The sequence below is a fragment of the Roseofilum sp. Guam genome (genome assembly GCF_017746735.1).
In the GTDB taxonomy this organism is placed as follows: domain Bacteria; phylum Cyanobacteriota; class Cyanobacteriia; order Cyanobacteriales; family Desertifilaceae; genus Roseofilum; species Roseofilum reptotaenium.
Window position 1 is genome coordinate 77,741 of record NZ_JAGHZN010000002.1, and the last position, 15,665, is coordinate 93,405.

The following is a 15,665-nucleotide window of genomic DNA, read 5'->3' on the forward strand; positions in this document are numbered from 1 at the left end:
TCCTTGCTTCAAATCCCCGATCCATCTAAAAACTCTTCAAGCGCTCGATCTTTCAGGGCACAACTACTGTAATTAGAGCGATGGGATGGGGATTCTAATTCTTCCTCCTGCAAAGCAGACTGATTCCAGGAATCCCAACTCGCTGAACTAATACATTGACTCTCTAGACTAATGCCCTTACTTTCCTGAAGCAAACGCACCTGTTCTTCTAATTGCTCAATTCGGTCTACCAAAGTCCGAATCATCTCCGCTTCCGCATCTGGTAGTCGTCCATGCTCTAGGGGATTAACACGAACTCCAGAACGATAAACAATGCGTCCCGGAATACCGACCACCGTACAATCTGAAGGCACATCCCGCAAGACCACCGATCCCGCACCGATGCGGACATTATTGCCAATTAACAGATTACCCAGAACCTTAGCTCCCGCACCTACCACTACATTTTCGCCCAGGGTAGGATGGCGTTTACCACTTTCCTTACCCGTTCCACCTAGAGTTACCCCTTGATAGATTAGACTATAGTCTCCGACGATCGCCGTCTCACCAATCACCACACCCATACCATGGTCAATAAAGACTCCTTTACCAATGGTCGCTCCTGGGTGGATTTCAATACCCGTAAACCAACGAGCCAGATGGGAAATCAGCCGGGGAATAAAAGGAAGTCCTAGGACATGGAGCCAATGGGCCAAGCGATAAAACAGTAGCGCTTGTAGTCCAGGGTAGCAAAACAAGACTTCCAGCCAATTTCGGGCAGCGGGATCGCGATCAAAGATGATACGGAAGTCAGCAACAAGATTACTTAGCACGATTGAAAGTATCCAACGCTTCATCAAACAGATCACTGTAGATCTTAACGTTTAGTGGCCAGTTTACCCAAGTAATTGGCGTTAAGTTAAAGTGAAATCGAGTCATCTTTTCCTGAACCTAAAAGCGATCGATGCCTATCCTGATTTTGCTCATCGTCTTAATTGCCGGATACTTCGGCAGTGAACTCATAGCACTAGAAGCCATCAGTCTTCTGAAAAGCCTCTCTCTTTCTCCTTGGCTACTGATAACCCTCATCGTCTCCTTATTCATCTGGTGTTTTGGAGACTAGCTGAGAGAGTCCACTACACTCGGTCAGCCCCAATTTAAAGCGTGCTGCTCTAGTAGTATTTGATCAACTTCAAACAATTGCGTCGATCCTCTGTATGGGTATAGCTGAGGTGATCGGCAATATCGGACATCATAAACCAACCCCGTCCCCCTTCCTGATCAGGGGTTGGGCGAGGTTGGGTTCTGAACCATTGCTCAATATCAAACCCTTGGCCATAATCCCAAATCGATATGGTGATTGAATCAGCAGCTAAGATCACTTCAATATCAATAGTCGTATCTTTAGCCAAATGATGATGGGCATGTCGAACAGCATTGGTTAATCCTTCATAAAATGCAGTTTGACACTCAATCCAGGTGTCTTTAGGAATGGGTAAGGAGGGAGGCTTAAGCTCTTCAAACCAGGCCAAGGCATGGGATAAAGCCTGGCCATTAGAATGAACTTGCAGATAAGCTCTATGGGGCAATTTCAATGGTATAACCCTTAAATCAGGCAATCAGCACAGGTGAAGAAGCATTCAAACCCTTGAACCCGCGAACCCAAAGGCTATGATTTCATCATAACCATGGGTTTGGAATCGGTAAGATAGAGACGGACACTAAATCGAGGGTCACGCTTCTTACTCAATTGTGGGTTTGGTGCTTCTGTTTTTGACATTCCCCGGCCATTCGATGCGGGGATTCTTGGTTCAACGAGTCCACTTAGACTAAATCCCTTGCGAAATTCAATCCAGAGGTAGGTCTCTCCTCAAGCGTTACTTTCCGAGTGCCCCTCGGTAGTTGGATTATTCCAAAATTGGTTTTTATTTCAATCCTGTGTTGTCTAGCTCCTTTGAAGATTTTACCTATTCCTAGGGGAAAACTAGAACAATGGAATAGAACCCCATATCTTCAATTGCCAAGGTACAGATTGCCTTTAGGCATTTAGGTTTTTATACAGGTTAATTACCATTCCTGTGAATCCCATTGTACCATAAGGGCAGGTTAAAACCTGCCCGCTCGCCTTCATCCCCGGAATGAATTCACGGGGTTTTCAGCATATCTCTTATAAGCGATCAAATAGGCTATCAAAGCGATCTCACTTTTGTCAGATTTTCCAGCTCCCAGTCTGATGACATTTAAATCATGTACAAAGTTTTGATTATAGAGGATGACCCTTTGTTTCGGTTAGTGTTGACCAAAGCACTGAAGAATCAAGGGTATGATGTGACCGTTGCCACGAATGGTGAAGACGGCTTAGAACAAGCAGCCAGTCTGCGCCCTGGATTGATTTTGTGCGATTGGATGATGCCTCGCATGGATGGATTGGAAGTTTGTCGCCGCATTAAGGCTAATCCTGATTTAACAACGACGTTTTTTGTGCTGCTGACGGCCCGTGAGGGAGTGGAAGACCGGGTTCAGGGTCTCGATAACGGGGCAGATGATTTTTTGTCTAAACCCATTGAGGTGAATGAGTTACGGGCGAAAGTGCGGGCAGGTTTGCGGCTGCACCAGCTCAGTCAAGATTTACAAACGGCTAAACAGAGACTGGAAGAAGAGTTGACAGAAGCAGCAGATTATGTTAGATCACTTCTTCCCGGCCCTTTGCACGAGTCTGTTTCGATTGATTCGAGGTTTATTCCTTCTCGTCAATTGGGAGGGGACTGTTTTGATTATTATTGGCTCAATGAAAATCAGCTCGTGATTTATGTGGTGGATGCGGCGGGTCATGGTGTGGGCAGTGCCCTGTTATCGGTTTCTGTCTTGAATTTATTGCGCTCTCAATCTCTCTCTGGGGTTGATTTTTCTCAACCCCATCAGGTGCTAATGGGTCTCAATGATACATTTCAGATGGAAACTCAAGGCGATCGCTACTTTACGATTTGGTATGGGGTTTATCACCGAAAGGAACAGTCTCTGGTCTATGCCAGCTCCGGTCATCCTCCCGCTATCCTCTTATCTCCTAGTCCCAAGCAGGATATAGAGGTTCAACATCTGAAGACACCCAGTTTCCCGATTGGTATGTTTCCTGGAGTAGAGTATGGGGTACATCAGTGTCATATCGAACCCCAGAGTATCCTCTATGTGTTTAGTGATGGGGTCTATGAAATTCATCAGACCGATGGCACACTCTGGGGACTTGAGGCGTTTAGTGAGTTTTTGGTCACCCATCAACACCTCTGCTCTGAATTGTTAGATCATTTACTCCATTGCATTTATACATTAAATTCCAATACCATCTTGAATGATGACTTATCGTTACTTCAGATTAAGTTTCATTAACGGCGAGGCACTCATGAATTCTGCAACTTATTCTCGCACTCCTCACGGCTAGAATAGACCTCAAATACCCGATCCATGCTGGTGAGTTCAAAGAGCATCCTTACTTGCTCATTAATGGAGCAGATCAAGAGTTTACCCCCCGCAGAGCGTACAGTTTTTAAAGCCGCTACTAGGGCCCCTAGACCAGAACTATCAATAAAGGTTACCTCTTTGAGGTCAATCACGATCGCGTCAGCACCCGATTTCACTAATGCGCTGACTTCATCTCTAAACTGACCTGCTTTGGTACTATCTAAAATGCCGGAGGGTTGAATGTGTTTAACAGTTTGACTCATAGCTCTGGTTGACAGAAGTTGCTAAGTTGGTTAATAATCCCGATTTATTGGATTTAGTTCAATAGGATACTATAATTTTCGATTCGGGTTAATCTGATTCTATCCGGATTAACGAAGAACTCAAAGGGGTGCTAAGATCCTGGATATTTGTGTGTTTAAGGCAATCTCTGCAATCATTGTGGGATTGTCCTTAGAGTCAAACCAAGGTATTTTGAGGGGAGTAGGGTAAAGGAATGACGTAGGTTGCTCCTCAAAACCCAAGCGATCTTTGACCAAAATAGGATCGCAATTATAGCTAAATGATTATGGGAAATCAATGCATCTATAACAATATAGAGAGATCGCCATTAAAGAGAATGATTCTAACTACAGTTGGCACTGAACCCTATCCCTTTAATCGTTTGATGAGTTGGTTGCAGGTTCTGGTGAACCGAGAATTGATTCAGGAAGAACTCATTGTACAATACGGCAGTTGTAGCGTTTGGCCTGAAAGCAAAGACTGTTTTGCTGATATTCCAGAGACTGAATTAATCCAGTTGGGTAAAGATGCTCGTCTGATCATTGGGCACTGTGACCCTCATTGGCTCAAGTGCTTCGATAAAACGGCTAACCCTTATATTTTAGTTCCCCGTGCCCAATGCTATAAAGAGCATATTGACGATCGCCAAATTGAGTTGGCCAGTAATCTAGCATTGGCAGGAGTTCCCATTGCTTGGTCTCCTGGAGACCTAGTACGGTTTCTTCATTCTCCTCGAAGGATTTCTCGGTCTACCCTAATGACAGTCGCCAATGAAACGGTGAAACGCTCTCTAAAAAAGGGCCGTTGACTCAGCCCTCTGATTTTCACCATAGGGTATTTTTTCTGTTTTGACAGAATAGAACTGCAATAGACTCCCCTTGAGGTGTTTATGAACAATCCAGTTAATCCCCCTGAGTTTGCCATGACTTCTTTTGGGGCTTGTTGTTTGGTTCAATTATCCAAAAATTTTACCGTTACCCAAGCGGTGGCGTTTAAAGACTATTTTAAGCAGGTCTGCGATCGGCAACCGGGTCTCGAGCGGGTGATTTTGGATTTAGGACAAACTACATTTATTGATAGTAGTGGTATTGGCGCTTTAGTAGGCTGTTTGAAAATAGCTCGTGCCCAGCAGATCGAATTGATTATTTGGAGTCTTCATCCTCAAGTGAAGATGGCTTTTGAATTAACGGGACTTACGGAGGCCTTTACTATTGATAGGGGTACAGATGCTCTGTTAACACCAGTCACTGAGATTCCTCAGAGTGCCCCAAAGATTCATCCTTCGGTACGATCTCCCTTCAAGCGGTTATTAGATATTATCGGTAGTTTGGTGGGCTTAGGGATTACGGCACTTCTATTTCTCCCGATTGTGATCGCCATTCAAATTGACGATCCTGGGCCCATATTTTTCGGTCAAATTCGCTGCGGCTGGATGGGGAAACGCTTTAGAATTTGGAAGTTTCGATCTATGGTGGCGAATGCTGAAGCCCTGAAGCATCAAGTTAAAAATGAAGCAGAAGGAGCCTTTTTTAAAAATAAGGACGATCCGAGAGTTACCCGTGTGGGGAAATTCTTACGTCGCACGAGTCTAGATGAACTACCCCAGTTTTGGAATGTTTTAAGGGGAGAAATGAGTCTTGTGGGAACTCGTCCCCCTACAGCAGATGAAATTGAGCGCTATGAGATTCCTAAATGGCAACGGCTTGATGTGAAACCAGGCATGACTGGAGAATGGCAGGTGAATGGGCGATCCTCTATCCGAGACTTTGAAACCGTCATTCAAATGGACTTGCGCTATCAAGAAAACTGGAGTTTATTGCATGATATTAAACTCATTTTGAAGACCATTGTGGTCTTATTTCAAAAAAATGCGGGAGCGATGTAGAACTCACAAACCCCCAGCTAATAATGATTAATCGTTAATGATTAATGAGGAATCTATCCACCAGCGGCAAAGGTAAACATTACCAGAGCAGATAAAAGAATTCCAGGACTGAGCAGTAAAATCAACGTCAGTAAATCATGAACTGTCATACCCAATGGCTCTCGTAAAGTAAACACTACATTTTGTTAGGGTATCTCATTCCTTCCAAAAAGCAACCCCAGAGTGAAAATTCTTAATCCTCGCTTAAGCTCATCGGTCAGTGTTACCCTGGAGAAGCATCTGTACGAATAAGGAGCAAGAAAACGGTTTATCCTAGTCCTTTAGCTCGTCTGATCGAGCAATTCCAACGGTTACCTGGTGTTGGGCCAAAAACGGCGCAACGTCTAGCTCTTCATACGATAAAGCGGCCAGAAGCAGAAATCAAAGCTCTCGCACAGGCTCTACTGGATGCGAAACAACAAGTGGGGTTGTGTCAGAAGTGTTATCATCTTTCCGCCGATCCTTTATGTAGTATTTGTCGTAATCAAAATCGCGATCGCCAAATCTTGTGCGTAGTCGTAGACTCGCGAGATGTGATTGCTCTGGAAAAAACCAGAGAATACCGAGGACTCTATCATGTTCTCGGAGGTGTAATTTCCCCCATGGATGGAATTGGCCCAGAACAACTGACGATTCAATCACTGGTGCAACGAGTGAGCCAAGAAAACACCCAAGAAGTGATTTTAGCGATTAGTCCTAGTGTAGAAGGAGAAACCACTACCCTCTATATCGGTCAACTCCTGAAACCCTTTACACGGGTGACCCGCATCGCCTTTGGATTGCCCATGGGAGGAGATCTAGAATACGCTGATGAAGTCACCCTCGCTCGTGCCTTAGAAGGTCGCCGAGAACTCGATTAAAACCCAATTATTTCAGTTTTTGCTTAACAAAGTTGAAAATTTTCACGACCTGTTGTTTCAAAGGTTCAATTTGAGCAACTTGTTTCTTCAGTGCGTTAATTTCAGCTTGCATTTTCTCAATTTGCTCTTTTAGGGCGGCAACTTCGGCCCCCGATGCTCCGGCTGACGGTGCAGCACCTGTAGGAGTCGATCCTGTATTACCAGCCGTTGTGTCTCCTCCCCCTAGAGCAGGTCGAGGCTTTTTGGCTTTAGCCATAGCTGACTTAATCGCAGCAATCAAATCTTTTTGTTCAAACGGCTTGGGGATAAATTCCCAAAATTCAAAGGGTTCTTTAATTTTTTCGGTAACCTCTTCCTTACGTCCTGACATTAAGACCAGAGGAATTTTACGCAAATCGCTATTACCCTGAATTTGCTGAAAAACCTCAAATCCGCTGACTTTGGGTAAGAGGAAATCGAGCATAATCAAGTTAGGGTGTTCTTGGCGGATCAAATTGAGTCCTTCTTCACCATCTTTGGCTTCAACGACTTCAAAGTTACCTTTTGGTAACATATCCTTAACTCGCGCTCTGATGACACGACTATCATCAATGACTAGAATTTTATGTCCCACAATGAACTCCTTGAAAAGGTGACGATTGAATAGCAATCCTGAGTTGAGCAGGGGGGCGAACGGTGGTGTTCAGAGGTCTAGGTCAATCCAGAAGAGGAATGGGGTGAGGTCACGCCCATGATGATGATTAGAAGATCATCAAGGCAATTCCTCTCTTTTTTGCTCTATCTATCAATAATAATAGAATTCTGACCCTAATCACTGGAGTCGTTTGAGAACCCTATTGATCGTTAACCATGAATTCTAATCCATCTGATGTATCGGTTACACCTGCTGCTGTTTCGGCTGCTACCCAGAAGAGAGAGCGATCGCCTTTAGCGACCCTTCCCCCTTGGCTACGGCGCTCTATTGGTAAAGCGAGCGAGCTGTCTACGGTACAAAAAATTATCAAGCAACGCCAAATTTATACTATTTGTGAGGAAGGGCGATGTCCGAATCGGGCTGAGTGCTATAGCCAAAAAACGGCAACTTTTTTACTCATGGGACCGACTTGTACCCGTGCTTGTGCCTTTTGTCAGGTGGATAAGGGACATGCTCCCATGCCCCTCGATCCAGAGGAACCGGATAAAATCGCAGAATCGGTACAGCTCTTGGGCTTAAAGTATGTGGTGTTAACATCGGTTGCTCGCGACGATCTCCCCGATCAGGGGGCTGGATGGTTTGTAAAAACGATGGAGCGAGTGCGCGAAGTGAATCCAGGGACGGAAATTGAGGTATTAACTCCTGATTTTCGGGGACAACGGGATTTAGTCGTTCAGGTGGCTGAGGCGAATCCGGCTTGTTATAACCATAATATTGAAACCGTCAGACGTTTACAGCGTCCCGTGCGCCGAGGGGCAAAATATGATCGCTCTTTGGATGTGCTGCGCTGGGTGAAAGAGGTGAATCCTGATCTTCCCACGAAATCGGGGTTAATGCTGGGCCATGGGGAAAGTGAAGCGGAAATTGTCGAGACACTGGAGGATTTACGGGGGATTAATTGCGATCGCCTTACCCTAGGTCAATACATGCGTCCTTCTCTGGATCATCTCCCCGTGCAGCGCTATTGGCATCCTGATGAATTTGAGAAATTAGGCGAAATTGCCCGCAATATGGGCTTTAATCACGTGCGTTCTGGCCCCTTAGTTCGCAGTTCCTACCATGCGGGACAAGAGGCCTAGTTGGGCGGGTTTACAACACCCAAAATCCCGTAGGGGCGGGTTATACCCAAATCTCGGACACCCACAAATCAATCATCTAAACCCGTCCCCACCCCACAAATAAACCCACCGGAAGGATGGTATCGACAACGGGTTGGGCGGGTTTACAGAAGTTACTGGTGGGTGTTGTTTATTTGGGTAAAACCCGCCCCTACAGGTGATAATTGATTACCCGGACTTGATATCGCCCCCTTAAGAATATTCTCCTGGACGGCGCAGTAAGCCAAAGGGGGTGATAGGTTTGATGCTTTCGGGTTGATAGCGATCGCCCTCCATTTCATGTAACGCTTCACAAGCAGCTAACCATTCAGGATGCTCATTTGTCCAGAGCGGATGACGGAGTAAAAGAGCTTCGTTATAAGGACGATTATGAGTTGTTCCCCACAGGCTTTGGTATTTTTTCAGCGAACCATACTTTAAGCTTTGTAGCAGTTTTCCGACCGTAGAATCTTCGCCCTCAATCAGAGATAACCAAGGATTGGCAATATCCTGCCAAGGAGTTTCCAAATCAATCACGATATTAGAGTCTGTAATCAATCGCACCATTTCTAAAGCTAATCGCCAATCAAGCAAACCGTAATAGGCTTGATTCGCATAATCTCGCAAGCAACCATTACAAGAAGTATCGCAATCCTGACTATGGTCTAGCCAATGTTTCGCCAGGCTCTTGGGATCGTTCCAATCTCCCTCTTTTAGGAGTTCTTCAAATTCATTCGGTTGGGCTAAAAATCGGCAGTAACCTGCCCCATTATCCAAACTATCACATAAGAAAGCTTGACCCACAACACGCCCTGAAAATTCATCTTTAATTACGCGAAATCCGGCTTGTAATTCCTGTTGATCCACATCTAGGTGAGCGGACGCGGCAATGCGTAGCCAGAAAGCCAGAGAATACCAGGCGGCGCGACCTTCAACCGTTGTCGGATCGGCGAATACTCCATCTGGCCAATCCTTGATACTCACCAGTAGGATATCAGTGGTTCGTTTCGAGAGTAGGGCGATCCGATAGTCCCTGCCACTGATACTCATTTTATTATTTTTATTTGTAGTTTGAATGGAATAAGCACCAGGATAGCTTTTTTCAGAAACTTTTACAGTATCATAAAAATCAAAACCTCCCTTCCCCCCATTATCATTAACGGAAATAATCTGGTCATTGGCACTAGAAATGCTGGCGTTATTCACCGGATGTTCAACTAAATCAGTTAACTTGGCATCAAAACTTAATGTGGGACGAGTCGCGTGAGGTTGCCACTCAAATTGGCCGGTGTAATCTTCAGGTTTTAAATTTGTGAAAAATCCGGCTGGTTCGCGGGCATCAATCTGACGCAGTTCTTTAGCTCCACAAACGGGACAATCTGTTACTTCCGGCTGATTTCCGCCATGGGGAGGATCGATGTCTTCATGGGGAAAAGCGACCGCTTGACAATTGCGACATAAACCGACGGATTTACCGGGATTAGGAAGGGGTGGACTTAAGCCAGGATCAGACTGCAAATAGGGGCCACTACGATACAGATTAACTACTCCACAGGCAGTATGGATTTGTTTATCCTTCACCGTTTGCGAGCCAGGAGCAAATTGACCCAAGGCAATATCTAAATCGCGATCAATAACTCCAGTTTCTGGGGGCCATTGCTGAATGTTAGGAGCGGGCCATTTGGTGTAAAGATTACGAGTTCGAGTGGGGAAACCAAACATCGGTAAAAGTCCCGCATTCGCCAAGCGCTCGCTAAGTTTGTCTTGAGTGTAGTTGTTATTATCTTCAGCAATTGCTCTAATTTTTTCCACTAACTGCTGATAGATAAAGCGTTCCATACTCATCAGTTCAGTGCCCAGATCGGTTTTAACACTCAGAGCCTGGATAATGTCAGAAACTTGGCTTCGGTTATTGGTATCATTGAGCCATTCTTGGATGTAAGGTTCATACCTTGACCATTCTCGACAATTACCAAATTCACCATGAACTTGATCGGAACTGGCCTCTTTGACTCCTTCTCCTTCAGCATTAGCGCTTAGTCGTGACATCGAAAACGCTAACCGGAGAACCTCTTTAATTAAGACGCGCCGTAAAATATCGGGGCGACGCAGATCGACATAGGGGGAAGGGGGAGGATCGCCGGTCATTTTTTCGAGGCGTTGGAAATAATAGTCATCATGGCTGCGACCCCGACAGAAGGTAACTGCTAGGGAAACACCGGTAGAGCGTCGTCCAGCCCGACCCACGCGCTGCTGATAATTGAATCGACGAGGGGGCATATTAGACATCATCACAGCCAGCAAGGAGCCAATATCTACTCCAGCTTCCATGGTGGTGGTGACACTGAGCAGATCGATCCCTTGTACGCGGGCAATTTCCCCAGGAATAAAGGCATCTTGAAACCAGCGCTGGCGGTTGGGGCGATCGCCGCGATCGGTTTGTCCAGTTAATTCTGCTGCATTCATCCGAAAGGGTTGCCCAGCATTGTTAATCAGGTAGTCATAATATTCCAGATCGGATGTTGCTGTAGCCTGAATTAGAGGTTGAGCCTGTACTTTTTCTTGTCTACTGCTACTACAGGCAAGACAGTATCCTGTGGCCGGATGTAGATAAAAGGTATTACATTGCTCGCAACGATAACCTGTTTTAGTATTAGAAGCAATCAGGTATAGCTTGTTGGGATCGATCGCCAAATTATTCAGACTGGGAGTAGCGCAACTCTCGATGAGGTATTTTCGTATATTTTCTACATCAAGATTTAGGCTAGGATTAGCTTTATTCACCTTCTGTATATAGTTACGAACATAGCCCGGTAGGGTTTGGTCGCTCCCTGGATAAAGGTACTTTGAATAGAGATAGATACGGCGAATTGCTAGTTCGCGAATAATAGCATTTAATGCTTCAATTTCCTGGAGCTGTAACTCGCTTTGCCACTGAGCAGAAATCCAACCTAACCCGATGCTTTCTACCGTTCTGGATCGGTGGGGAAATAAGCCATACATAATTTCTGCAAATAGCTCTTCATTCATGGTGCGAATATGCCGCTTTTGATTATCATTTAAATTAATCCCTTCGCTAGGAACTTCTCCCGCTTTTAGACCATACCAGTTGTAGCATTGAAACCAAGGTTCATTCAGATCGGGAAATGGATAAAATAAAACATTCGGTAAAGCTCCACCTGGACAAATACCGTAGCACAGAAGCTCATCTGTAACTTGATTACGCAAAGTAGAAAGGCGAACCCTACTAGGATAATTCTTGAGAAGAAGTAGCCATTCTTCTAGTAAATGCTGGTTAGCAACTCGTTTACCTTGTAACCATTTAGATCCGGTCGATGTAATGCGTGGATAATTCTCTTCAAAAAGATCGCTTCGCTCTAGGTCATTGCCTTGTTCTGGCTCTAGAATCTTTTTGTATAAAGCTGAATAAGGTTGCAATTTTTCTAGCTGCTCTTCATCTCCTGCACAAGTAACGCGCAAAAAGGAAACTAAATCATTGCTAGAATCATCCAATTTCTGAAATAAGATAGACCTTACCATGTCTTGATGATGATCCCGTTCCATTCCCGCAGCTAATTTAGCGGCATCTTGGCGACTATCAGAAAAAATCACTAATTTTCGAGAAGAACCCCGATCTACATTTTCCGGTACAGGCATTTCTCGCAATAAGGCACTGGCTAATACTTGACTGGCTTTAGAAAATCCCGTGCGGTGCGATCGCATTGGACTAGAAATTTTGCGTCTGGCATAATCAGCATCGCAGCGCGGACATTTTGTTGGTAGTGCAGGTAATGAATTTTGATTATTGGTTGCTGAAGTTCGATCGAGATCCGGAATGGCATAGAGCCATCCTGGAATTTCATCATTGCCGATTTTTCCCCTCTTTGCATCTGTTCCATTAATCGGTGTGAGAACTCCAGTTGTAGGATTGAATGTTGCATAACGCCAACGTCGCTTGATCTTATCAAGTGTCCACTCTGGATCTACAGGTTCTGTTTTTGTCCAAGGCTGGGTAACTTTTGGAATCGGCCAGAAAACGCGATAACTGCCATATTTTTTACTGAATTCCACTTGATCGGGTATCCCTTCTAGATCCGGTTGATCGGGGGTTAAAACCTCTTCTTTCCCTTCTTGCTTTTTCTTGCTAAAGCCACCCAACAAAACGTCGCCACAGGATTCACAAACAAGCAGATCTAAAACCCGTGAGCCACAACTACAAGTGAGGCGATGATTGCGATGCAGTGCGCCAATGGTAGGTTTATGGGTTTCCTGTTGGCGTTGCTCATGGAAGCAATTGGCATCGCTACACTCTGGATTAGTACAAGCCCAAATATTTTCTAGGTTGTGAAAAAACAGGTGTCCGCGCACGGGTTGGGGCGATCGCCCATTGGCTAATTTAGCCACCCCCAATGCGGTTAAGAACCCTCGCAAAGCATCAGACGCGAGTTGTTCTGAAGACTTAGCACCAGGGAAAAGCTCTCGATCTAAATGCTGAATATAAGTGGCTTGCACTTGTCCATTATTGACCGCTTGACAAGCATCTCGTAGGGCTTCTTGAGCTACTCCTTCCAGGTTGCTCAACGCTTCCCCTAACTGACGTTCTGGAGACAGGGTTTCATCGCGATACCCTAAAGCCTCAGCTAATTCGCGCATAGCTTCTCTAGGAACTTCCCCTTGAGTTAGAGTATCTTTCTCTACTGCATCAGGTTCAACGGTTTGAGCAAACTGGGCAAATGCTGCTTCATAGGGTTTGAGCCAATGACGTGCATTTTCAACCGGTTTAACCTGTTCTTCTTGGATAAACTCAAAGTTATCTCGGCCAAAAAACTCTCGCAAAAAGGTTCGCCCCGCATCAGAATCATCCAAACTCGCGGTAGTCGTGAGAATGCGAAGTTGGGGAGAGTCTGGGGTTAACCCCAAACGGTGATAGAGCAAGCGCAAGAGATAGGCAACTTCGGTTCCTGGTGTCCCCCGATAGGAATGGAGTTCATCCACAACGAGGAAAAATTGATTATTGGAGTCACTCACTAACCAATCGCGAGTTCGATCAAAAATACCCTCTTCAATACTTCGCATCATCATGATATTGAGCATGGAATAGTTGGTAATCAAGATATCGGGGGAAGTCGCTTGCATATCCCACCGCGATCGCATTTCACCCCCATCTAAACGAGGAAAGTAATAACGAATTTCTGGATTTTGCTCTAAAATTTGAGGGTCTTGAATCGATTGCCAAGCCTTTTCCTGTTCCTGTAACATTTGACCGAGGCGTTTTGTTCTGTCTGGTTTCTGGTCGCCAGAAACTGGAGTTAATCCGGTATATCGCCCAAACGTAATCCTATTTTTACCGCGACTTCGATCTAACCAACTATGGACTTCATTCGCTTCTAAAGACTGCCGTAAACGCCGCAATTGGTCTTCAACTAAAGCATTGAGCGGATAAAGAATGAGGGCGCGAACGGCTGCCGGTCGTTTAACATGTTCCCATTGCTTTACATAAGTTTTATTAGGATTAACTTCTGCATCCCACCAGCGATGGTTATCTGGAGCAGGTGGACAACTTTCCCAAGTCCGAGATTCTTTAGCCAATTGTGCCAATAAAGGCAATAAGAAACACTCCGTTTTTCCTGAACCTGTTCCTGTGGTTACAACAATATCTTTTTTCTGTTTACAAACTGCTTCCAGGCTTTTCCATTGATGTCGATAGAGTTCCAAACCTTCTTCAAAAAGGGTTTGTCCTAAATCAGCTAAATCTTCATATCCCGGTAATTCTTGTGCTGCTTGACTCAAGGTTTTACCAGAAGAGGGATAAACCGGAACCGGTTCAATGAGAGGCGGTTGACTTAAAAATCCTGGACGATTGAGAATTTTTTCGCGCTCGTTGGCTAAGATGCGATAGCGCATGGGGAAAGCACTGCGAATATAGAGTTTATAGATATGGTCTAAGCGTTGATAAGCTCCGATAACATCATGAATTCCAGCCATTTTTTAAAGTCCTCCACAAGTCAATTCTAGTTTTTCAGTCAGGGATTGGGCGAGTTCTGGGGTGATATTGTGATAGCGTAACCATTTATGATCTGTGGAAAATTGGGGTAAATATCCTGAGGCCAAAACTAGCGCCTGTTCGTAGAGTTGTGGCCAGCGTTGCTCATACAAAATAGCCAGTTGTTTCTGTTGTTGTTTATAATAACATTGCCTAAGTGCATGGCTATGATACAAACTTAATAATCGTAAACCATACCAATCTCCCTCCTTCCATTGTTGAGTGTTCGCTTCATAAAATAGCGTCCGGTCTAGATAGCTTCGATCTCGATCTCGTCGCATTTCATAGAATCCAGTCTCATCAGGCAAGCTGCATTCTCGAAAGTTTCCATCTTCAAACTTTTTCCATTCATATTGAGTGCTGACGATACCACCAGAAATGGGTAATTGATTCTGCCATTCTCGAAGAGTAGGAAGAGAGTCAGCAACCTGTTGAGCGAGATTGCCAGGTTTATGAATTTTTACACCGCAAAGAGTGTCTAGTTGTTCATAGGCGGTACGATTTTTTAAGATAACCTTAAATCGAGGTAAGCCAAAGACAACCGGTTGCCCTTCTGGTTTGACTTCTCCATATTGTCCAAGTTGTTGGCGTAAGCGGGAATTTTGTTGCCCACACAGAATGAATTCTAGGTTATCAGGATGATGATTAAGGGGAATCAGGGATGTGGGAGCGATCGCCCATTTTTTGCCATTTTTAGATATTCCTAAATGTCCCAATAGCTTGAGGTTTCGTAACACTCGCTTGGGTTCTTCAATGCCCAAATTCTGACAAATGTTCTGACAAGATTTCCAAGTGCCATTCCCTTGGCAAGAGAGATAATCGAGCAACCGATCTAAGTTAGGACTAGATGGAGCATCGTTTGCTTTGAAGTCTGAAACAAAACCAAATGGATCTGAGTGTAAATTGGCTGATTTTTGGACATTATAAGGAATTGGATTTGTATAGTCTTGTACTTTATGAACCTCACCAACCATACTTTTTATTTCCTCATAGGTAAAGCTATTTTTACCTTTGACGGCTGGATTCTTAAAACAGGGCAATCCCTTCAGATGAAGCTTTAATTTTTCTGGTATTATGCCAGGTAATTCACTTTCAATAGCAATAAAAAAGTAAAAGTATTTTGCAGGTTTCTTTTCTAATCTAACTAAAAGTAGAATCTTGTTCAATTCAAACTTCTTGACTTTATCTGAGATAATTTTAATGAGTTTTTCTGGTTTTCCTCGATATTTAAATCCTGCATACCATCGCTGTTTTTTCAGAGGTGATTGTCTGTGAATAGGATGACGAAGCTGGCGATTGAGTCTAGGTTGAGAAAGAGCCATGATGGGAA

General features: G+C 44.6%; 12 protein-coding genes. 6 read left to right on the forward strand and 6 right to left on the reverse strand.

The genetic code is table 11. The annotated features are described in order from the left end of the window. Nucleotides 1–8: 8 nt before the first annotated feature. Nucleotides 9–812 (reverse strand): serine O-acetyltransferase, encoded by an 804-nt coding sequence (gene cysE / locus J7529_RS01000; RefSeq protein WP_413038786.1) that lies wholly within the window; start codon nt 810–812, stop codon nt 9–11. 131 nt (nt 813–943) lie between these two features. Between cysE and J7529_RS01005 the strand changes: the two genes are divergently transcribed. Further along, entirely contained in the window at nt 944–1,102 is a 159-nt protein-coding gene (locus J7529_RS01005) for a hypothetical protein (RefSeq protein ID WP_271939856.1), read from the forward strand. 49 nt (nt 1,103–1,151) lie between these two features. Here the strand turns inward: J7529_RS01005 and J7529_RS01010 are convergent, their stop codons facing one another. Beyond that, complete coding sequence (locus tag J7529_RS01010) at nt 1,152–1,574, reverse strand: anti-sigma regulatory factor (protein ID WP_318727451.1); 423 nt, start codon at nt 1,572–1,574, stop codon at nt 1,152–1,154. 652 nt (nt 1,575–2,226) lie between these two features. Here J7529_RS01010 and J7529_RS01015 point away from each other — a divergent pair. Continuing rightward, nucleotides 2,227–3,363, forward strand: coding sequence for a PP2C family protein-serine/threonine phosphatase (locus J7529_RS01015; RefSeq protein WP_318727452.1), 1,137 nt, complete (start codon nt 2,227–2,229; stop codon nt 3,361–3,363). An 11-nt stretch (nt 3,364–3,374) separates the two neighbouring features. On the opposite strand, the gene J7529_RS01020 is transcribed toward J7529_RS01015, so the two are convergent. After that, nucleotides 3,375–3,698 carry an STAS domain-containing protein gene (locus tag J7529_RS01020; protein WP_271939859.1) on the reverse strand — a complete coding sequence of 108 codons (324 nt, stop codon included), beginning with the start codon at nt 3,696–3,698 and terminating at the stop codon, nt 3,375–3,377. Nucleotides 3,699–4,054: 356 nt separating this feature from the next. On the opposite strand from J7529_RS01020, the gene J7529_RS01025 reads away from it, so the two are divergent. From J7529_RS01025 to recR, 3 genes are all read left to right on the forward strand, one after another. After that, the gene (locus J7529_RS01025; protein WP_271939860.1) at nt 4,055–4,525 is read left to right on the forward strand and encodes a glucosyl transferase; all 471 of its coding nucleotides are present in this window, start codon (nt 4,055–4,057) and stop codon (nt 4,523–4,525) included. A gap of 81 nt (nt 4,526–4,606) precedes the next feature. After that, entirely contained in the window at nt 4,607–5,602 is a 996-nt protein-coding gene (locus J7529_RS01030; RefSeq protein WP_318727453.1) for an anti-sigma factor antagonist, read from the forward strand. A gap of 287 nt (nt 5,603–5,889) precedes the next feature. Next, nucleotides 5,890–6,501 carry a recombination mediator RecR gene (gene recR, locus J7529_RS01035; protein ID WP_318727480.1) on the forward strand — a complete coding sequence of 204 codons (612 nt, stop codon included), beginning with the start codon at nt 5,890–5,892 and terminating at the stop codon, nt 6,499–6,501. Nucleotides 6,502–6,508: 7 nt separating this feature from the next. On the opposite strand, the gene J7529_RS01040 is transcribed toward recR, so the two are convergent. Next, complete coding sequence (locus tag J7529_RS01040) at nt 6,509–7,117, reverse strand: response regulator (protein ID WP_271939963.1); 609 nt, start codon at nt 7,115–7,117, stop codon at nt 6,509–6,511. A 233-nt stretch (nt 7,118–7,350) separates the two neighbouring features. On the opposite strand from J7529_RS01040, the gene lipA reads away from it, so the two are divergent. After that, nucleotides 7,351–8,274, forward strand: a complete 924-nt coding sequence (lipA, locus tag J7529_RS01045; protein WP_318727454.1) for a lipoyl synthase — start codon at nt 7,351–7,353, stop codon at nt 8,272–8,274. Nucleotides 8,275–8,505: 231 nt separating this feature from the next. Here the strand turns inward: lipA and J7529_RS01050 are convergent, their stop codons facing one another. Together J7529_RS01050 and J7529_RS01055 are read right to left on the reverse strand one after the other, a co-directional pair. Then, a complete protein-coding gene (locus tag J7529_RS01050) occupies nt 8,506–14,277 on the reverse strand; it encodes a DEAD/DEAH box helicase (RefSeq protein WP_318727455.1) in 5,772 nt (1,923 codons plus the stop codon). A 3-nt stretch (nt 14,278–14,280) separates the two neighbouring features. Then, entirely contained in the window at nt 14,281–15,657 is a 1,377-nt protein-coding gene (locus J7529_RS01055) for a hypothetical protein (protein ID WP_318727456.1), read from the reverse strand. Nucleotides 15,658–15,665: the final 8 nt, after the last annotated feature.

Excerpts from the sequence above, each read along its gene's own strand:
- J7529_RS01005 (WP_271939856.1), top strand. The coding sequence starts at position 944 with ATGCCTATCCTGATTTTGCTCATCGTCTTAATTGCCGGATACTTCGGC.
- J7529_RS01015 (WP_318727452.1), top strand. The coding sequence starts at position 2,227 with ATGTACAAAGTTTTGATTATAGAGGATGACCCTTTGTTTCGGTTAGTG.
- J7529_RS01020 (WP_271939859.1), bottom strand. The coding sequence starts at position 3,698 with ATGAGTCAAACTGTTAAACACATTCAACCCTCCGGCATTTTAGATAGT.
- J7529_RS01025 (WP_271939860.1), top strand. The coding sequence starts at position 4,055 with ATGATTCTAACTACAGTTGGCACTGAACCCTATCCCTTTAATCGTTTG.
- J7529_RS01030 (WP_318727453.1), top strand. The coding sequence starts at position 4,607 with ATGAACAATCCAGTTAATCCCCCTGAGTTTGCCATGACTTCTTTTGGG.
- lipA (WP_318727454.1), top strand. The coding sequence starts at position 7,351 with ATGAATTCTAATCCATCTGATGTATCGGTTACACCTGCTGCTGTTTCG.
- J7529_RS01050 (WP_318727455.1), bottom strand. The coding sequence starts at position 14,277 with ATGGCTGGAATTCATGATGTTATCGGAGCTTATCAACGCTTAGACCAT.
- J7529_RS01055 (WP_318727456.1), bottom strand. The coding sequence starts at position 15,657 with ATGGCTCTTTCTCAACCTAGACTCAATCGCCAGCTTCGTCATCCTATT.